This window comes from Citrobacter freundii complex sp. 2024EL-00216 (assembly GCF_043945515.1).
GTDB lineage: Bacteria > Pseudomonadota > Gammaproteobacteria > Enterobacterales > Enterobacteriaceae > Citrobacter > Citrobacter portucalensis.
The window spans coordinates 55,216-72,920 of sequence record NZ_JBIMRA010000010.1 but is presented as its reverse complement, the minus strand read 5'-3'; the positions used below and the strand labels follow the sequence as shown (position 1 = coordinate 72,920).

Below are 17,705 nucleotides of genomic sequence, written 5' to 3'. Positions count from 1 at the left end.
CCCCATTATGCTTCACCTAAATAGGCGCGGATAACATCCGGGTTATTACGAATCTGTTCCGGCGTCCCATTCGCCAGCGGCGTGCCCTGGTTCACCACGTAAATACGGTCAGAAATCCCCATCACCAGCTTCATGTCGTGCTCAATCAACAAAATGGTGGTGTTGTGATGGTTACGCAGTTCAGCAATCAGCTCGTCCAGCTCTTTGGTCTCTTTCGGGTTGAGTCCAGCAGCGGGTTCGTCGAGCATCAGGATTTCCGGCTGGGTCACCATGCAGCGGGCAATTTCCAGACGGCGCTGATCGCCATAGGCCAGGTTACTGGCCTGACGGTTGGCATGCTCCAGCAAGCCAATACGCTCCAGCCAGGTAGCGGCGCGATCCAACGCTTCACTCTGCGCGCGACGGAACGACGGGGTTTTCAACAGGCCGGAGAAGACGCCGGTTTTCAGTTGCTGATGTTGCGCCACCAGCAGGTTTTCAATCACCGTCATTTCGCGAAACAGACGCACGTGCTGGAAAGTACGTACCACGCCCATACGCGCGATTTGCTGACCCGGCAGCCCTTCCAGGTGCTGGTCGCGCAGCTTAATCGTCCCGCCGGTCGGCTTATAAAAACCGGTCAGACAGTTAAAGACCGTGGTTTTCCCCGCACCGTTCGGGCCGATTAACGAGACAATCTCCTGCGGTCGCAGTTCCAGTTCAACGTTGTTTACCGCCAGCAGACCGCCGAAGCGCATCATCAGGCCGTTAACGGATAATAATGGCTGACTCATGCCTGCTCTCCTTTTGCTTCCCCGTTTTTCAGCTTCAACTGTGGACGGGTCATCGGCAACAAGCCCTGCGGACGCCAGATCATCATCAGTACCATTAAACCACCCAGCATTAACATGCTGTATTCGTTGAAATCACGCATCAGCTCGCGTGACACCACCAGCAGGATAGCTGCGAGGATCACCGCAAACTGTGAGCCCATTCCGCCCAGTACCACAATCGCCAGCACAAAGGCCGACTCGGCAAAGGTGAAGGATTCCGGGCTGACGAAGCCCTGGCGCGCGGCAAACAGCGTACCGGCAAAACCGGCAAATGCGGCGCTGATGGTAAAGGCTGTCAGCTTAATGCGCGTAGGGTTTAAGCCCAGCGAGCGACAGGCAATTTCATCTTCACGCAGCGCTTCCCACGCACGACCCAGCGGCATACGCAGCAAACGGTTAATAACAAACAACGAGAAGACCACCAGCAGCAGCGCCACCAGATAGAGGAAAATGACGCGGTCAGACGGATCGTACTTGACGTTAAAGAAGTTGCTGAAGGTATCCCAACCGCCTTCACGGGCGGTACGGCTGAACTCCAGACCGAAAAAGGTCGGTTTCGGGATCTGGCTAATACCGTTTGGACCGCCGGTTACTTCGGTGTTGTTGAGCAGCAGGATGCGGACGATTTCGCCGAAGCCTAAGGTCACAATCGCCAGATAATCACCGCGCAGGCGCAGTACCGGGAAGCCGAGCAGGAAGCCCGCAGCAGCGGAAACCAGTCCCGCCAGCGGCAGACAAGTCCAGAAGCCGAGTCCGTAATAGTGGTTCAGCAGCGCGAAGGTGTAAGCGCCGATGGCATAGAAGCCGCCGTAGCCCAGCACCAGCAGGCCCGAAAGCCCTACCACCACGTTTAAGCCGAGGCCGAGGATGATATAAATCATCGTCAGCGTGGCGATATCCACCGTACCGCGTGACACCATAAACGGCCACGCCACGGCAATCACCAGCAGCGCCACCAGGAACAGCTTCTGTTTAACGGTGGAGCCATCAATCGCCGGCAGAATAAACTTTGGTCCGGAGACGCTCTTCAGGCCTTTCTGGAAGGCTGGACGCAGCAGTTGGAAAAGAAAGACCACGCCAGTGCCGATAAACACCCACTGCCAGCGGATATCCGCGGCGGTATCGACCACCAGCTTGGTACCGTCCAGCTCTAACTGAACGCCCATAAAGACGCTCGCCAGGACGAAGAACATAGCGGCAGAGAGCAGCGCCATTGCAAAATGCATCGGTTTCATACTTTCTCTACCTCCGGGCGACCCAGAATACCGGTCGGCATCACCAGCAGCACCAAAATCAGCAGCGCGAATGAAACGACGTCTTTGTATTCGGTACTCAGATAAGCAGAGGAGAGCGCTTCCGCAACGCCCAGAATCAGGCCGCCGATCATCGCCCCTGGAATGCTGCCGATGCCGCCCAGTACCGCCGCGGTAAAGGCCTTCATCCCGGCCATAAAGCCGATGTAAGGGTTAATTACGCCATAGAACTGACCGAGCAGCACGCCCGCTACCGCCGCCATTGCTGCGCCAATCACAAAGGTCAGCGCAATCACGCGATCGGTATTGATGCCGAGCAGGCTGGCCATCTTCAGGTCTTCTGCACAGGCACGGCAGGCGCGGCCCATACGGGAGTAACGGATAAACAGCGTCAGCGCCAGCATTGCCAGGAAGGTTACGATCCAGATAACCAACTGCATGGTGGTGATGGAAGCAGAGAAGTTATCGCTACTGCCGACAGTCCACTGGCCATTAAACAGGCTGGGCAGCGCCACGTCGCGCGAACCTTCCGTCAGGCTGACGTAGTTTTGCAGGAAGATGGACATCCCGATAGCGGAAATCAGCGCGATCAGGCGCTTGGAGCTGCGCACGGGCCGATACGCCACGCGTTCAATGCTCCAGCCGTAGGCGCTGGCAATGACAATCGCGCCGACGAAGCCCGCCGCGACCAGTAGCCAGCTGGAATCGATGCCCATCATCATTAGCGCTGCGATGATCATAAAGGAGACATAGCTGCCGATCATATACACCTCGCCGTGGGCGAAGTTGATCATGCCGATAATGCCGTACACCATCGTGTAACCGATGGCGATCAGCGCGTAGGTGCTTCCCAGCGTGACGCCGTTAAACATCTGCTGCAAGAAATAGAGGAACTGCTCGGACATAAGGTAACCTTTTTAAACCCGCCCGTTTTGCACGGGCGGTGGGATAACTCGTCTTCAGGTATTACTTCGCGACGGTCGAAGAACCGTCTGCATGCCACTGGAAGACACCAAACTCAAATCCCTTCAAATCGCCTTTTTCATCCCATTTCAGCGGCCCAATCACGGTATCAGCCCCGTGTGCTTTCAGATCTTTCACCAGGTCCAGCGGCTCTTTACTACCGCTGCGATCCATTGCTGTCGCCAATGACTGGACGGCTGCATAAGTGATCCACACGTATGGTCCGGTTGGATCTTTCTTGTCAGCTTTGAGCGCATCGACGATAGCCTTATTCGCCGGATCCTGGTCATAGCGTTTTGGCATGGTTACCAGCATGCCTTCAGCAGCATCACCGGCGATGTTAGACAGCGACGCATTGCCGACGCCCTCAGGTCCCATAAACTGGGTTTTCAGTCCGACGGAACGCGCCTGGCGCAGCATTTGCCCCATTTCCGGGTAGTAGCCGCCGTAATAAACAAAGTCGATATTTTCTTTTTTCAGGCGAGCGATCAGCGCAGAAAAATCTTTTTCCCCGGCGGTGATACCGTCAAAGAAAACGATGTTGGCTTTGCCCGCTTTCAGGCTGTCCTGCACCGAACGCGCCAGACCTTCACCGTATTGCTGTTTATCGTGAATGATGGCGATACGCTGTGGCTTCACCTTCTCCAGAATGTATTTCGCGGCGGTCGGCCCCTGAGAGGAGTCCAGACCCGCTGTACGCATAATGTGAGCGTAACCGCGCTGGGTCAGTTCCGGGTTTGTGGCACCCGGAGAAATCATCAGAATGCCTTCATCTTCATAGATATCTGATGCGGGCTGCGTGGAAGATGAGCACAGATGTCCAATAACGTACTGAATACCGTCATTGACGATTTTGTTCGCTACCGCAACGGCCTGTTTCGGATCGCAGGCGTCGTCATATTCCACAGCGACCAGTTTGTCGCCTTTGACCCCGCCTTTGGCATTGATATCTTTAATGGCCTGACGTGCGCCATTAAATTCCATATCGCCCCACTGCGCGACCGGACCTGACATCGCGCCGACAACAGCGACCTTGATATCTTCCGCCATGACCGCGTGTGACATTGCCAGTGCTATCACCCCTGCGATGATTGTTTTCGCATTCCGTTTCATTACCTGAATCCCCATTCGTGACGTAATTAATATTTTGTATTTATGTGGTTAAAAAGCAGTCTGTGCTTTTTTTGAACTACACTATTTTTACCAGTCTCATTAATGGTTTAGCGCAGTTTTTTAAGCAAAATCAGGCTAAAATCTCTATTTTTCAGTCGATTAAGAAAAGATAATATTCTGCTTTTCACTATAGATAAACAAAAAAAAGCACGTTTGTCAGCATAAAATAACGGTACAAAGAGCCGAATAAAATGCTGCATTCCAGGGTATTATTCTGCCTGTTTTTCAATCTCTACGGTTTCAAACTGTCATTACCGTTGTTACAAAATTATTAATCTGGTTATTCACATAAAAAAGAGAAAGCATCCGGGCGAATTATTTCGGTACACTCATTCCATCTTTTGTGATTTGGACATGCTGTTAATGAAGCTGACCATCGTTCGTTTAGATAACTTTAGCGACCAGGACCAGATTGATCTGGGCAAAATCTGGCCGGAATATTCCGCCTCATCGTTAAGCGTAGATGAAACGCACCGGATCTACGCCGCACGCTTTAACGAGCGTCTGTTAGGCGCAGTTCGCGTAACCCTGAGCGGCACGCAAGGTGCATTAGATTCATTGCGCGTACGCGATATCACCCGCCGTCGCGGCGTCGGGCAGTATTTGATCGAAGAAGTCATCCGGGAAAACCCTGACGTGAGTTCATGGTGGATGGCCGACGTCGGCGTTGAAGACCGCTGCGTGATGGCCGCGTTTATGCAGGCGTTAGGGTTTACAGCCCAGGAGAATGGCTGGGAAAAAAGATAAAAAAGCCGGATGGCGCTGACGCTTATCCGGCCTACATGCTGGGAGCAAAAAATAAAAAACCATCTCGCAATTTTCCAAGAATTTCACGTTGCAGGAAGGCGGCAAGTTATGAAGTCCCCGGGAGCTTACATAAGTAAGTGACCGGGGTTGAATAACGTAGCCAACGCATCTGCAGCGCGAAAGGCGCCAGGAAAATTATTTGGCGTCGGTCGCCGTCCCGTTTGCATGCCAGTCAAACACGCCGAATTCGAAGCCTTTCAGATCGCCCTTCGCATCCCATGACAGCGGCCCCATTACGGTTTCCACTGAGTTTGCTTTCAGGTATTTGGCAATTTCAGCCGGGTCGTCAGACTGGTTCAGACCTGCCTGCAAGGATTGCAGCGCGGCGTAGGTGGTCCATACGAATGCGCCGCTCGGATCCTGTTTCTTGGCTTTTATCGCGTCCACGATCGGTTTGTTCGCCGGAACCTGATCGTAGTTCTTCGGTTTCGTTACCAGTAAGCCTTCTGCAGACTCACCCGCGATGTTAGACAACGACACGTTCGCTACCCCTTCTGGCCCCATAAACTGGGTTTTCAGACCCGCAGCGCGTGCCTGGCGCAGAATCTGTCCCATTTCCGGGTGGTAACCACCGTAGTAAACGAAATCGATATTCTCTTTCTTCAGACGCGCCACCAGCGTAGAGAAATCTTTCTCGCCAGCGGTGATCCCGTCGAAGAACACCACGTCAGCGTTGGCTTTCTTGAGGTTGTCCTGCACGGAACGCGCCAGGCCTTCGCCGTACTGTTGTTTGTCGTGAACGATCGCAATGCGCTTCGGCTTCACTTTTTCAACGATATATTTGGCAGCGGTTGGTCCCTGATCGGAATCCAGACCGGTGGTACGCATCACCAGGTTATAGCCGCGCGCGGTCAGCTCAGGCGCCGTTGCCGCTGGGGTGATCATCAGAATGCCTTCGTCTTCATAGATATCTGACGCAGGCTGAGTGGAAGACGAGCACAGGTGGCCGATAACATATTTAATCCCGTCGTTGACCACTTTGTTAGCTACCGCTACCGCTTGTTTCGGGTCACAGGCATCGTCATATTTCACCATGACCAGTTTGTCGCCTTTCACGCCGCCTTTGGCGTTGATATCTGCAATCGCCTGCTCTGCGCCAGTAAATTCCTGATCGCCATACTGCGCTACCGGACCGGACATCGCGCCGACGACGGCAACTTTAATATCCTTAGCAAACGCCATATTGCTCAAAGACAGGGCGATACATCCTGCCAATAACGCTTTACCCTTCATATTCATCCTGACAATCCCCATTATTGTGGTTATTACGTGTGTTGTGATGTTGTTGTTCAGCACTTTATTTCGATTATTGGATAGCCACCCGTGCTTTAGCAGCATACTCTGCTAAAACATACCCGATTTTTATTATTTTGGAATAGCTAAATTTACATCCAGATAACAAATTCGTATCTGGGGAGGGGAGGAAAGGTCGTAGGCCCGATAAGCAAAGCGCCATCGGGCAAAGGTGTTGCCGGATGGCAGCGTAAACGCCTTATCCGGCCTACAAAAAACAAAACCCCCGAATTCACATTCGAGGGTTCATTGGCAATGCGCGAAGATTACGCTTCGATCGCCGCGCGCAGTTTTTTCATGGCGTTCTTTTCAAGCTGACGAACACGTTCAGCGGAAACGCCGTAGCGATCGGCCAGTTCCTGCAACGTCGACTTGTTGTCTTCGTCCAGCCAACGGGCACGAATGATGTCCTGGCTACGCTCGTCCAGACCTTCCATTGCGTGGGTCAGTTTGTTCGCGGCCTGATCTTCCCAGTTATCTTCTTCAATGCCGTCGGCAAAGTTAGAAGATTTATCCTGCAGATACAGCACCGGGGCCATCGGCTGGCTGTCAGACTCATCGTCTGAAGACATGTCAAACGTCATGTCCTGTGCCGCCATACGGGATTCCATTTCGCGCACGTCTTTGCTGGAAACACCCAGCTCGCGAGCAACCATTTCAACTTCGTCCTGGTTAAACCAGCCCAGACGCTGCTTGGTTTTACGCAGGTTAAAGAACAGCTTACGCTGTGCTTTGGTGGTCGCAACTTTAACGATACGCCAGTTACGCAGGACGTATTCGTGGATCTCAGCTTTGATCCAATGCACGGCGAAGGAAACCAGGCGCACACCCACTTCCGGGTTGAAACGGCGCACGGCTTTCATCAGGCCGATATTACCTTCCTGAATCAGATCCGCCTGCGGCAGGCCATAGCCCGCATAATTACGAGCAACATGAACAACAAAGCGCAGGTGAGACAGGATCAGCGTTTTAGCTGCTTCCAGATCGCCCTGGTAATGCAGCTTTTCAGCCAGTGCCCGCTCCTCGTCAGCCGACAACATCGGCCACGCGTTCGCAGCCCGGATGTAAGATTCCAGGTTACCAACAGGGGCTAAAGCTAAATTTTGCATTTCTTTGGTCATTCAAATCCTCTCAATCTTTTCATCTGGCGCATTGGCTAAAAACTAATTAACAAAAACCAGTAGCAACAACCATGCCAGAGCTTATGAGCAACGAGAATATCATTCAATCTTTTATCAGACAGTGATTTTATCCACAAGTTCCATGTCGTAATGTGTATAGATTACGCACAAAATGTGACATCACAATGAATACGCCGGGAAGAGATCACAGGGACTCTTTCCCTGCAGAGCGAACTACTCAGTGCAGGGAAAGATTATACCAGAGATTTTTTAATCGGGGGTAAAGTGGCGTAAATGTTGAACCGTGGCAAGCCAGGCTGCCACCCAGCCAATCATTGAGCACACCAGCAGCAATAACAGGCACTCGTCGAATGATAAGCCATTGATATCAAACTTGGTTCCAAAAACCTGCGCCACTTCAGTTACCGCTGACGACAGACGCATCACCAAAATTTCTGACAAAATCAGTGAAAGAAATGCACCGGAAAAACCGAGCAGTGCACCGCCGTAGAGGAACGGACGCAGGATAAATCCATCCGTCGCGCCAATCAGTTTTTGCACGTTAATGGTATCGCGACGCGCAAAAATACTCAGCCGCACGCTGTTACCGATGACGAGGAAGACCGCCGCCACCATCAGCACGCCAATCATCGCGGAAACGCGTCCGACAAGGCCCGTCAGCGCCGCCAGGCGAGCGAACCAGCTGTCATCCATTCGCACTTCATCAATACCGTTGATTTGTGCGATGCGGTCACGCAGCGTGTTCAGCGACTCCGTACCCTGGAAGTCCAGTTTCGGGATAACAACCGCCACGGCCGGAAGCGGGTTCTCTTCCAGCATATCCAGCGCGCCGCCAAAGCCAGACCAGTTGCGGAATTCACCCAGCGCGTCGTCACGAGAAAGATAATTCACTTTCTCCACGCCCTGCTCGGCCTGCAACTGACCAACCACCCGCGCCGCCGCATCATCATCCAGCGTTTTTTGCAGGTAAACGGTGATCTGCGGAGACGGATAATACTGGCTTGCCGCATGGTTTACGTTCTTATAAACCATGTAGCACACGCTTGGCAGCGTCAGGGAGATGGCAATGACCATCACCGTCAGAAACGTCGCCAGCGGCTTGCTTTTCAGGTCCTGTAACGCGCCCTGAAACGCATAACGTACCTGCTCGTTAAAGACATTGGTTTTACGCGAATTCGGCTTTGGCGCGGCTTTCGCACGCTTTGGCGCGTTGCGACCGCCGTCACCCGGCGCACCGCCCGATTTACGAAAGCGATCCAGTCGGCCACCGAACTGTTTGATTTGGTTAATAGCGTCACGTCTATTCATGCGCCAGGCCTCCATGCAGATGTCCATCGCTCAGAACCATTTGGCGATAGGAGCGACGGGAGATCAGGCCAATATCGTGCGTGGCCATTAATACCGTGACCCCGACGCGGTTAAACTCTTCGAACAGGCGAAGGATCCCTTCTGACAGCGCGTCATCCAGGTTCCCCGTTGGTTCATCCGCCAGCAGCACCGCAGGTTTGTTCACCACCGCACGGGCGATGCCGACGCGTTGTTGTTCACCGCCGGAGAGCTGAATCGGGAAGTTTTTCGCTTTGTCCAACAGCCCGACCTTATCCAGCGCCGCTGACACGCGACGACGAATATCGTCCCCGCTGGCACCCGCGATGATTAGCGGGATTGCCACGTTGTCAAACACGGTTCTGTCCATCAACAGGTGGTGATCCTGAAAAATCATGCCAATCTGACGACGCAGAAACGGCACTTCACGGTTTTTCAAACGGCTGATGTCATGCCCGCTAAAGTAGATTTTCCCGGCGCTGGGCCGTTCAATTCCACAAATCAGCTTCAGCAGGGTACTTTTCCCCGCGCCGGAGTGGCCGGTCAGAAACGCCATCTCGCCAGGCTGCATATGGAAGGTCACTCCCTGCAGCGCTTGTCTCCCACCGAGATAGGCCTTGCTGACATGTTCAAAGCGAATCATTGTTAATCCTCTCGGGCAAAAAGTGCCTCTATAAAATCGTCCGCTTTAAACGGACGTAAATCCTCGATACGTTCGCCCACACCGATATAGCGGATAGGGATGCCAAACTGATCGGCTACCGAGAAGATAACCCCGCCCTTCGCCGTACCGTCCAGCTTGGTCAGGGTGATACCGGTTAAGCCCACCGCTTCATGGAACAGTTTGGCCTGGCTTATCGCATTCTGCCCGGTGCTGGCGTCGATAGTCAGCATAACTTCATGCGGCGCATCTTCGTCCAGCTTCTTCATGACGCGAACGATTTTTTTCAATTCTTCCATCAGGTGCGATTTATTCTGCAAACGCCCTGCGGTATCAGCGATCAGCACGTCTACGTTACGCGCCTTCGCCGCCTGGATGGCATCAAAGATAACGGACGCGGAATCCGCGCCAGTATGCTGAGCAATCACCGGGATGTTGTTACGCTGACCCCAAACCTGCAGCTGTTCTACCGCCGCCGCACGGAAAGTATCACCTGCCGCCAGCATTACCGATTTACCCTGCTGCTCAAACTGACGCGCCAGCTTACCAATAGTGGTGGTTTTGCCCACGCCGTTGACGCCAACCATTAAGATAACAAATGGTGTTTTGCCATCAACGTTCAGCGGTTCGTCAACCTTCGCCAGAATCTCGCCCATCTCTTCTTTCAACAGACCGTACAGCGCTTCCGCATCTTTAAGCTGCTTACGGCTGGCGCCTTCCGTCAGATTCGCAATGATCTTGCGGGTCGTTTCTACACCCACATCAGCGATCAGCAGCTGCTCTTCCAGCTCTTCAAACAGATCATCGTCGATTTTTTTACCACGGAACAGACTGATAAATCCGGAACCGAGGTTTTCTTTTGTTTTCAGCAGGCTGCGTTTCAGACGCGCAAAGAAACCTTCTTTGGTTGGTTTTTCCTGCTCCTGGACCACCTCTTCTTCTACCGGTTCTTCTACAGCAGGTTCTTCTACCGGCACCACCATAACCGCTTCTTCAGCAGCCTCAGCGGCCAGCGCCTGTGCTTCCAGCTCTTCGTCGGTCAGTTGCGGTTCGTTTTCAGCTTCTTCTTCAGCCGCCTCAACGATTTCCACGGTTTCCGCTTCGGCCTGCCATTCTTCGGCAGAAACTTCTTCAGTTTTCACCTCTTCCGGCAGCGGCAATTCTTCGCGTTCGATAACCACCGCTGCTGGCGTTTCCACTACAGTTTCAGCAACGGGTTCAGCAACCGGCTCAATCTCCGGCTGCGCTTGTTCGGCGACAGGTTCTTCTTCCGGCTGCAGTTTTTCGATTTCCGCAACCTGTTCAGTTACTTCAACGACTTCAGCTGCAAAGGCTTGCGTTTCAGCCTCGCTACGGGTTTCCTCGACGTGCGGTTGTTCGTCAACGACGGTAGTTTCTTCAGCAACCGGTTGTTGTTCTTCGTTTTTTACTTCTGTCTCGTTTTCCGGTGCCTGCTCTTTTTGACCAAAGCCCAGCCAGGAAAAAAAGCCACGTTTTTTCTCTTTCGCCATTTGCGACTACACTCCCCCGCTGTTGCTTCATGGCACAGCGTCAACGCTATGTACATAGCAGCTAAAAAAATGATGAAATAGTCTATCACTTATACCCAATGAATTTCGAGTTACGTCAAGGCGGCAAGCGCACGAATCCCGATGAGCTTACTTTTAGTAAGTGATTCGAGTGAGTAAGTGCAGCCAACGAAGAGGTAACTTGAAAGGCGACGGGTTAACTTAACTCACATCACCGCCTGGAATGACATGCTATAGGCGGATTGAGCAATAATAGAAATGAAAAAACCGAATCACTCTGGTAGCGGCCAGATCCGCATTATTGGCGGGCAATGGCGTGGCCGTAAACTCCCGGTTCCGGACAGCCCCGGCTTACGTCCGACCACCGACCGTGTGCGCGAAACGTTGTTTAACTGGCTGGCCCCGGTAATGGTCGATGCTCACTGTCTGGACTGCTTCGCCGGCAGCGGCGCGCTGGGGCTGGAAGCCCTCTCTCGCTATGCGGCAAATGCGACGCTTCTGGAGATGGATCGCGCGGTATCTCAGCAGCTACAAAAGAATCTCGCCACGCTAAAAGCCTCCCATGCCCGCGTCGTCAATACCAATACGCTGACATTTTTGGCTCAGGCAGGTACGCCGCATAACGTGGTATTTGTTGACCCGCCGTTTCGCAAAGGATTACTGGAAGAAACATTAACTCTTCTGGAAACTCATGGCTGGCTGGCAAATGAAGCGTATATTTACGTTGAAAGCGAAGTAGAAAACGGCTTACCGCCGGTTCCGGTGAACTGGTCGCTATACCGTGAGAAAGTCGCCGGACAGGTCGCCTATCGCCTGTACCAACGTGAAGCACGAGGAGAACACGATGCTGATTAACCTGGGACGCCTGCTGATGCTGTGCGTCTGGGCATTTTTACTACTGAATATTTTCCAACCCTTTCCACGCCCGCTTAACATCTTCGTTAACGTCGCACTGATATTTATGGTGCTGATGCATGGCATGCAGCTGGCGCTGCTAAAAAGCACCATGCCTAAAGATGGCCCGCAGATGACCAACGGAGAGAAAATCCGTATTTTTCTGTTCGGCGTCTTTGAGCTACTGGTGTGGCAGAAGAAGATTAAAGATCAGTTGAAGAAGTAGCTGTGATCTTTTCGCCCGGCGGCACGTTGCGGGCCGGGCTGGGCCTGCAACTCACCATCACGGTGGTAATATACCGTCCAGTTGATCTTTCAGTTTTGGAATATCTTTACTGGCTCTTGTTTTCCGCAGGTGTTTCACCTGCTCGCAAATCTCTTCGGTCCGGGTGTAATAGGTGCCAGACGTCGGGCCTGGACGCTCACATAAAACATAGTTAGTACCAAGAGGATAAAAAATAACAATAAAAGAGAAAATATTACCAATAACAAATCCTACCCCCGCGACGTGGAAAACAATGGTAAATGTCCTGTCGAAGAATTTTGGCGGCTGCATGCTTTTCGCAAAAGCCAGATAGGCAGTGCCCAAAGTAAAGCAACCCGTCACCGGAATCATGAAAAACATGCAAAATGAACCCCAGAAAAAATAGACGATGCTTCTGGATTCAATGAGATCGGTGAGATCCGGTACGCTGGCAATATACTCCACCCAAGTCCCCCCCCCAAAAATGAATATACAGAGAAATAAGTTGCATCTTTTCTTAATATTCACCAGATTAATATTATGCTTCATGTCAATAATTTCCGCCATAAAGGGAGCTTCTGTACCCCAGCCGTTGGATGTTCCTCTCTTCGATTCTTTGCCGTTCTTTAAGTCCCTCACGAATACACGCTATCAGTTTGTCTGATAGCTCATATTTGTTGTCCACTTCATTCAGAGACCAGGTAATAATAAAACCTAATACAACGACACCGACAATTTCTCCCCAAACCGGAACGGCGGCGCTAGAGAACAATAGAGGTACAGCTAACCCAAGAGTACTACCCACTGATTGCGAGACAAAAACACTCACAATCACCTTCGCCACATCCATCGTCACGTTTCCCAGCAATGCGGCAACGTCATACTCTGATTTAAAGGCCAGCTCAATCAACCGCCAGCATGCGGAAAACCAGATACAGAATTTGGCCCCTGACATTATGCCATTTCGAAACCCGGCGCTGCCAATGCCCACTTCAAGTACTTTAGGATGATTTATCCGGTAACGGGTTCCGTTAAGAATGCGCCGCAGAGAAGGGTAGCCCGTAATCTTCACATACAGCTTTCCCTGATAAGCATATTGCGTTGCTTTAATCCCAAGGCCTTTTAAAGTGAAGACAATCTTTCCGGCCTGTTGATAAGAAAAAAGCTTCGACAGCTTTTTAGTCGCATCAGCCGCATCTTTGATATTACCTGCATAATTGGTCGAAAAACTGACAGATTTGCTGCCCAGCAAATCATCAATCACGCCCTGCGCCTCTTCAAGCGTTAGCAGCATAATGTGTTGTGTATTGCTATTCAGATTATTTTTCAGCGTTCTGATTTCGTTCTCAATACACTGATTACGTTGCCAGTTATTTCCTCTAAGAATATCTTCACGGTGATTTCCTATCCAGTCATAATACCTTTCCATCATTATTCCTTAATAAATTCGCTCATCCCAAAGGCTGTATGCACTGGTTCCCGCCATAATGTGATCCCAGGTAATTGACTCATAGGAAAGCTCAATGACTTCTTCTGGCTGACCCGCACTGTCATCGATAGTATGAGGCACCTGTAAATGGATGCTGGATATTCTGGCATTGATAAGTTTTATCGCGTAATAACACTCATTTAAACCCGCAGGACTCGTGCGATAGAAGCTAAATTCACAGTTCAATGTTTCATTGTCAGTTATGGCTTTCCCTAATAACGGCGAGGATTTATCTACTGGCTTTATAAACGTCAAACATTGATGGTTCACATTTTGTACCCGACTCATGCCATGATTCACTGTCATGACCATTATCTGATCACGGTGGGCCGTTTGTGATTTATTTCCTATCGAATTTACCGATGCACAGCCAGCAGAAATCAATCCCTGCGCCTGCCCATTCAAGGTCAACCACATTGTATTCGCCATTTCAATTCCTTAGCCATTTAAATTACATGTTTATATTCATGCGACAACGTTGGAATAATAGGATAGTGAAAGGCGGATAGCAGAATAGTGATACAATCGATATTTTAGTCACACAAAAAAACATAATGCCAACGTTATTTTCACAGAAGAATAGATAATAACTATATTTGAATAGTGTTATATATTTCAGTTGAATTTATTATCGGCACTGGCAAGATAAATACAGTGCCGATCGGCTTTATTGCCCATGCGTAAAATCAACAAATCGCGAACCTTTGTAACTCAGCGTGCCTTTATCCCCGACCGTTAACGCGTGGTACTGCTGGGCATCCAGACGAAACGTCTGCTCCATCCCCCCGTTTTGTGGCTTAAAGCTGGCTTCATAGCGCATGCTGGTTCCTGCCGGGGTTACTTCCTGCTGACGGGATCGCCGATCGTTTAGCGGTTTTTCCCGTTTGTTACTTACCACCACCTGCTTTTGCACCAGCGGCGCCGCATCATTATCGGCTTTTTCTCGCCGCTGCTGAACAAAGCGAAACGACGCAGCGATAACGATTAAGACAATGATAACAATGAAAAAAAGTGGTGGTTTGCTCATATTATTAACCCATCAGAAAATGCGGAAATAAGCATACATCGCCTGTTATGGTGTTGTCATCTGGCTGTGTCGACCTCTACACTGGACAGTAGAGCCGTGAGCACCCCGCTTACGAAAAAATAACGAATTCAAGGAACTAAGATGCTTTGGTCGTTTATCGCTGTCTGTCTTTCCGCATGGTTGTTCGTGGATGCTTCCTATCGTGGACCTGCCTGGCAACGCTGGGTCTTTAAGCCCCTGACGTTACTCCTGCTGGCACTGCTGGCCTGGCAGGCGCCAATGTTTAACGCTATCAGCTATCTGGTGCTGGCTGGCCTGCTTGCCTCGCTGCTGGGCGATGCGCTGACGCTGTTACCGCGCCAACGCCTGCTGTACGCCGTGGGGGCATTCTTCCTGTCGCATCTGCTGTATACCATCTACTTCGCCAGCCAAATGACGCTGTCGTTCTTCTGGCCTTTGCCGTTGGTGCTGGTAGTGCTGGGGGCGTTGCTGATCGCCGTGATCTGGACGCGTCTGGAAGAGCTGCGTGTCGCTATCTGCACCTTTATCGGCATCACGCTGATGATGGTCTGGATGGCCGGTGAACTGTGGTTCTTTCGACCGACCGCCCCGGCGCTGTCGGCATTTATGGGCGCATCCCTCCTGTTCATCGGCAACATTGTCTGGCTGGGTAGCCATTACCGTCGCCGCTTCCGCGCTGATAACGCCATTGCCGCCGCCTGCTACTTCGCCGGACATTTCCTGATTGTTCGTTCGTTGTATCTTTAAAACGCTTGACTCTGGAGTCGACTCCAGAGTGTATCCTCCGGTTAATACGAAATGATTATCAACCGGAGGATGCCATGTCGACACCCGATACCCGTGGCAAAAAAGTCCCACAATTCTCTTCTTTCAAGCCAGCTCCTGCACCACAAAAGGCGGATGACTGCTGCTGCGAAGGAAGCTGCTCCACTACACCAACCGTATCCGATACCGTAATAGGTACCCGCTATTCCTGGAAAGTGGCAGGCATGGACTGCGCAGCTTGCGCCCGCAAAGTAGAGAATGCGGTCCGCCAGGTCAGCGGCGTCAACCAGGTCCAGGTTCTGTTCGCCACTGAAAAACTGGTGGTCGATGCCGGTTCCGATATCCGCCAGCAAGTTGAAAACGCGGTGCAAAAAGCAGGCTATACCCTGCGCGATGAGCACGCGACGGACGCCGCACCCGAGTCACGTTTTAAAGAAAACCTGCCGCTGATTTCGCTGATTATTATGATGGCGATTAGCTGGGGGCTGGAGCAGTTCAATCATCCCTTCGGTCAGATAGCGTTTATCGCCACCACGCTGGTCGGCCTGTATCCCATTGCCCGTCAGGCCCTGCGTCTGATGAAAACCGGCAGCTACTTTGCCATTGAAACGTTGATGAGCGTCGCCGCCATTGGCGCACTGTTTATCGGCGCGACGGCGGAAGCCGCTATGGTGCTGCTGCTGTTTTTAATTGGCGAGCGTCTGGAAGGTTGGGCCGCCAGCCGCGCCCGTAAAGGGGTCAGCGCACTGATGGCGCTCAAACCGGAAACCGCCACACGCCTGCGTAACGGCGAGCGCGAAGAGGTGGCTATCAATACCCTCCGGCCTGGCGATGTTATTGAGGTTGCCGCGGGTGGGCGTTTACCTGCCGACGGCAAACTGGTCTCCGGCTTTGCCAGCTTTGATGAGAGCGCCCTGACCGGCGAATCGATCCCGGTTGAACGCGCCACCGGCGAGAAAGTCCCGGCGGGTGCCACCAGCGTGGACCGTCTGGTTACGCTGGAAGTGCTCTCCGAGCCGGGTGCCAGCGCGATTGACCGTATTCTGAAGCTGATTGAAGAAGCGGAAGAACGCCGCGCTCCCATTGAGCGCTTCATTGACCGTTTCAGCCGGATTTACACTCCAGCCATTATGGCGGTTGCGCTGCTGGTCACCCTCGTACCGCCACTGCTTTTTGCCGCATCCTGGCAGGAGTGGATTTATAAAGGGCTGACGCTGCTGCTGATTGGCTGCCCTTGTGCATTGGTGATTTCAACGCCCGCAGCCATTACCTCTGGTCTGGCCGCTGCGGCGCGTCGTGGGGCATTAATCAAAGGCGGAGCCGCGCTGGAACAGTTGGGTAGAGTCACGCAGGTGGCGTTTGATAAAACCGGCACCCTGACCGTCGGTAAACCACGCGTCACGGCGATTCATCCGGCAAGCGGTATTGGTGAGGCTGAATTGCTGGCACTGGCGGCAGCGGTAGAGCAAGGCGCGACGCACCCGCTGGCACAAGCAATTGTTCGGGAAGCACAAACGCGCGAGCTGACTATTCCTGTCGCAAAAGAGCAACGGGCGCTGGTTGGCTCTGGAATTGAAGCGCTGGTCAACGGCGAACGCGTACTGATTTGCGCCGCTGGTAAGCAGCCTGCCGACGCCTTTGCCGGGCAGATTAGCGAGCTGGAAAGCGCGGGCCAAACGGTGGTGTTGGTGCTGCGTAACGATACCGTTCTCGGCGTACTGGCCCTACAGGACACGCTGCGCGATGACGCTCGCAGCGCCATCAGCGAGCTTAATCAGATAGGTGTGAAAGGCGTGATCCTGACCGGTGATAACCCGCGTGCGGCCGCCGCCATTGCCGGTGAACTGGGTCTCGAATTCAAAGCGGGACTCTTGCCGGAAGATAAGGTGCAGGCCGTTACCCATCTTAACCAACAGTCGCCGCTGGCGATGGTCGGCGACGGCATCAACGACGCTCCGGCAATGAAAGCGGCCACAATTGGTATTGCGATGGGAAGCGGGACCGACGTCGCGCTGGAGACCGCCGATGCCGCTCTGACCCACAACCGTCTGCGTGGTCTGGTGCAAATGATTCAGCTGGCGCGGGCCACCCACGCCAATATTCGCCAGAACATTGCGATTGCGCTGGGTCTGAAGGGGATTTTCCTCGTCACCACGCTGCTCGGGATAACCGGACTGTGGCTGGCGGTGCTGGCGGATACGGGGGCGACGGTGCTGGTGACCGCGAACGCGCTGCGGTTGTTGCGTAAAGGGTAGTGCCTGTTTCTCGCCTGATGGCGCTTCGCTTATCAGGCCTACAGGTTACTC

Annotated in this window: 18 protein-coding genes and 1 pseudogene; 6 read left to right on the top strand and 13 right to left on the bottom strand. The window is 52.5% G+C overall.

The genetic code is table 11. The features are described 5' to 3' along the window. Positions 1 to 5 precede the first annotated feature (5 nt). The 4 genes from livG to livK form a co-directional block, all read right to left on the bottom strand. On the bottom strand, positions 6 to 773 hold the full coding sequence (gene livG, locus ACHHZ7_RS14715; RefSeq protein ID WP_003023438.1) for a high-affinity branched-chain amino acid ABC transporter ATP-binding protein LivG: 768 nt from the start codon (positions 771 to 773) through the stop codon (positions 6 to 8). Then, positions 770 to 2,047, bottom strand: coding sequence for a branched chain amino acid ABC transporter permease LivM (livM, locus tag ACHHZ7_RS14710; RefSeq protein WP_060682894.1), 1,278 nt, complete (start codon positions 2,045 to 2,047; stop codon positions 770 to 772). The genes livG and livM overlap by 4 nt, the downstream gene beginning before the upstream one ends. Continuing rightward, positions 2,044 to 2,970, bottom strand: coding sequence for a high-affinity branched-chain amino acid ABC transporter permease LivH (gene livH / locus ACHHZ7_RS14705; RefSeq protein ID WP_003827575.1), 927 nt, complete (start codon positions 2,968 to 2,970; stop codon positions 2,044 to 2,046). The genes livM and livH overlap by 4 nt, the downstream gene beginning before the upstream one ends. A gap of 61 nt (positions 2,971 to 3,031) precedes the next feature. Then, complete coding sequence (livK, locus tag ACHHZ7_RS14700) at positions 3,032 to 4,141, bottom strand: high-affinity branched-chain amino acid ABC transporter substrate-binding protein LivK (protein WP_003023433.1); 1,110 nt, start codon at positions 4,139 to 4,141, stop codon at positions 3,032 to 3,034. A gap of 423 nt (positions 4,142 to 4,564) precedes the next feature. Between livK and panM the strand changes: the two genes are divergently transcribed. Both panM and ACHHZ7_RS14690 read left to right on the top strand, forming a co-directional pair. Then, positions 4,565 to 4,948, top strand: coding sequence for an aspartate 1-decarboxylase autocleavage activator PanM (gene panM, locus ACHHZ7_RS14695; RefSeq protein WP_060683761.1), 384 nt, complete (start codon positions 4,565 to 4,567; stop codon positions 4,946 to 4,948). Beyond that, positions 4,933 to 5,060, top strand: a pseudogene (locus ACHHZ7_RS14690) (hypothetical protein). Before panM ends, ACHHZ7_RS14690 begins: the two are co-directional and overlap by 16 nt. 83 nt (positions 5,061 to 5,143) lie before the next feature. Here ACHHZ7_RS14690 and livJ read toward each other — a convergent pair. The 5 genes from livJ to ftsY all read right to left on the bottom strand — a co-directional run bounded on the left by livJ (position 5,144) and on the right by ftsY (position 10,941). Beyond that, on the bottom strand, positions 5,144 to 6,247 hold the full coding sequence (gene livJ, locus ACHHZ7_RS14685) for a branched chain amino acid ABC transporter substrate-binding protein LivJ (protein ID WP_139153507.1): 1,104 nt from the start codon (positions 6,245 to 6,247) through the stop codon (positions 5,144 to 5,146). A 320-nt stretch (positions 6,248 to 6,567) separates the two neighbouring features. Further along, positions 6,568 to 7,422, bottom strand: coding sequence for an RNA polymerase sigma factor RpoH (gene rpoH, locus ACHHZ7_RS14680; RefSeq protein ID WP_003023425.1), 855 nt, complete (start codon positions 7,420 to 7,422; stop codon positions 6,568 to 6,570). 270 nt (positions 7,423 to 7,692) lie between these two features. Next, on the bottom strand, positions 7,693 to 8,751 hold the full coding sequence (ftsX, locus tag ACHHZ7_RS14675) for a permease-like cell division protein FtsX (RefSeq protein ID WP_003837835.1): 1,059 nt from the start codon (positions 8,749 to 8,751) through the stop codon (positions 7,693 to 7,695). Then, a complete protein-coding gene (gene ftsE / locus ACHHZ7_RS14670; protein WP_003023420.1) occupies positions 8,744 to 9,412 on the bottom strand; it encodes a cell division ATP-binding protein FtsE in 669 nt (222 codons plus the stop codon). The genes ftsX and ftsE overlap by 8 nt, the downstream gene beginning before the upstream one ends. 2 nt (positions 9,413 to 9,414) lie before the next feature. Then, positions 9,415 to 10,941 (bottom strand): signal recognition particle-docking protein FtsY, encoded by a 1,527-nt coding sequence (ftsY, locus tag ACHHZ7_RS14665; protein WP_008786366.1) that lies wholly within the window; start codon positions 10,939 to 10,941, stop codon positions 9,415 to 9,417. Positions 10,942 to 11,217: 276 nt separating this feature from the next. Here ftsY and rsmD point away from each other — a divergent pair, with 276 nt between their 5' ends. Together rsmD and ACHHZ7_RS14655 are read left to right on the top strand one after the other, a co-directional pair. Continuing rightward, on the top strand, positions 11,218 to 11,814 hold the full coding sequence (gene rsmD, locus ACHHZ7_RS14660; protein WP_003827565.1) for a 16S rRNA (guanine(966)-N(2))-methyltransferase: 597 nt from the start codon (positions 11,218 to 11,220) through the stop codon (positions 11,812 to 11,814). Further along, complete coding sequence (locus ACHHZ7_RS14655; RefSeq protein ID WP_003023415.1) at positions 11,804 to 12,079, top strand: DUF1145 family protein; 276 nt, start codon at positions 11,804 to 11,806, stop codon at positions 12,077 to 12,079. The genes rsmD and ACHHZ7_RS14655 overlap by 11 nt, the downstream gene beginning before the upstream one ends. Before the next feature lie 57 nt (positions 12,080 to 12,136). Here the strand turns inward: ACHHZ7_RS14655 and ACHHZ7_RS14650 are convergent, their stop codons facing one another. The 4 genes from ACHHZ7_RS14650 to ACHHZ7_RS14635 all read right to left on the bottom strand — a co-directional run bounded on the left by ACHHZ7_RS14650 (position 12,137) and on the right by ACHHZ7_RS14635 (position 14,613). Continuing rightward, entirely contained in the window at positions 12,137 to 12,664 is a 528-nt protein-coding gene (locus tag ACHHZ7_RS14650; protein ID WP_060682895.1) for a DUF1240 domain-containing protein, read from the bottom strand. Then, complete coding sequence (locus tag ACHHZ7_RS14645; protein ID WP_225623072.1) at positions 12,648 to 13,529, bottom strand: hypothetical protein; 882 nt, start codon at positions 13,527 to 13,529, stop codon at positions 12,648 to 12,650. The genes ACHHZ7_RS14650 and ACHHZ7_RS14645 overlap by 17 nt, the downstream gene beginning before the upstream one ends. A 6-nt stretch (positions 13,530 to 13,535) precedes the next feature. After that, a complete protein-coding gene (locus tag ACHHZ7_RS14640; protein ID WP_008786370.1) occupies positions 13,536 to 14,015 on the bottom strand; it encodes an Hcp family type VI secretion system effector in 480 nt (159 codons plus the stop codon). Positions 14,016 to 14,253: 238 nt separating this feature from the next. Further along, positions 14,254 to 14,613, bottom strand: coding sequence for a DUF2500 domain-containing protein (locus ACHHZ7_RS14635; RefSeq protein WP_060682897.1), 360 nt, complete (start codon positions 14,611 to 14,613; stop codon positions 14,254 to 14,256). A 141-nt stretch (positions 14,614 to 14,754) separates the two neighbouring features. Here ACHHZ7_RS14635 and ACHHZ7_RS14630 point away from each other — a divergent pair, with 141 nt between their 5' ends. After that, positions 14,755 to 15,381 carry a lysoplasmalogenase gene (locus ACHHZ7_RS14630; RefSeq protein WP_003827558.1) on the top strand — a complete coding sequence of 209 codons (627 nt, stop codon included), beginning with the start codon at positions 14,755 to 14,757 and terminating at the stop codon, positions 15,379 to 15,381. Between the two features lie 74 nt (positions 15,382 to 15,455). Beyond that, a complete protein-coding gene (gene zntA / locus ACHHZ7_RS14625) occupies positions 15,456 to 17,654 on the top strand; it encodes a Zn(II)/Cd(II)/Pb(II) translocating P-type ATPase ZntA (protein WP_060682898.1) in 2,199 nt (732 codons plus the stop codon). Positions 17,655 to 17,705 lie beyond the last annotated feature (51 nt).

Coding starts and splice junctions, on each gene's coding strand:
- livG (WP_003023438.1), bottom strand. CDS start 773: ATGAGTCAGCCATTATTATCCGTTAACGGCCTGATGATGCGCTTCGGC.
- livM (WP_060682894.1), bottom strand. CDS start 2,047: ATGAAACCGATGCATTTTGCAATGGCGCTGCTCTCTGCCGCTATGTTC.
- livH (WP_003827575.1), bottom strand. CDS start 2,970: ATGTCCGAGCAGTTCCTCTATTTCTTGCAGCAGATGTTTAACGGCGTC.
- livK (WP_003023433.1), bottom strand. CDS start 4,141: ATGAAACGGAATGCGAAAACAATCATCGCAGGGGTGATAGCACTGGCA.
- panM (WP_060683761.1), top strand. CDS start 4,565: ATGAAGCTGACCATCGTTCGTTTAGATAACTTTAGCGACCAGGACCAG.
- livJ (WP_139153507.1), bottom strand. CDS start 6,247: ATGAATATGAAGGGTAAAGCGTTATTGGCAGGATGTATCGCCCTGTCT.
- rpoH (WP_003023425.1), bottom strand. CDS start 7,422: ATGACCAAAGAAATGCAAAATTTAGCTTTAGCCCCTGTTGGTAACCTG.
- ftsX (WP_003837835.1), bottom strand. CDS start 8,751: ATGAATAGACGTGACGCTATTAACCAAATCAAACAGTTCGGTGGCCGA.
- ftsE (WP_003023420.1), bottom strand. CDS start 9,412: ATGATTCGCTTTGAACATGTCAGCAAGGCCTATCTCGGTGGGAGACAA.
- ftsY (WP_008786366.1), bottom strand. CDS start 10,941: ATGGCGAAAGAGAAAAAACGTGGCTTTTTTTCCTGGCTGGGCTTTGGT.
- rsmD (WP_003827565.1), top strand. CDS start 11,218: ATGAAAAAACCGAATCACTCTGGTAGCGGCCAGATCCGCATTATTGGC.
- ACHHZ7_RS14655 (WP_003023415.1), top strand. CDS start 11,804: ATGCTGATTAACCTGGGACGCCTGCTGATGCTGTGCGTCTGGGCATTT.
- ACHHZ7_RS14650 (WP_060682895.1), bottom strand. CDS start 12,664: ATGGCGGAAATTATTGACATGAAGCATAATATTAATCTGGTGAATATT.
- ACHHZ7_RS14645 (WP_225623072.1), bottom strand. CDS start 13,529: ATGATGGAAAGGTATTATGACTGGATAGGAAATCACCGTGAAGATATT.
- ACHHZ7_RS14640 (WP_008786370.1), bottom strand. CDS start 14,015: ATGGCGAATACAATGTGGTTGACCTTGAATGGGCAGGCGCAGGGATTG.
- ACHHZ7_RS14635 (WP_060682897.1), bottom strand. CDS start 14,613: ATGAGCAAACCACCACTTTTTTTCATTGTTATCATTGTCTTAATCGTT.
- ACHHZ7_RS14630 (WP_003827558.1), top strand. CDS start 14,755: ATGCTTTGGTCGTTTATCGCTGTCTGTCTTTCCGCATGGTTGTTCGTG.
- zntA (WP_060682898.1), top strand. CDS start 15,456: ATGTCGACACCCGATACCCGTGGCAAAAAAGTCCCACAATTCTCTTCT.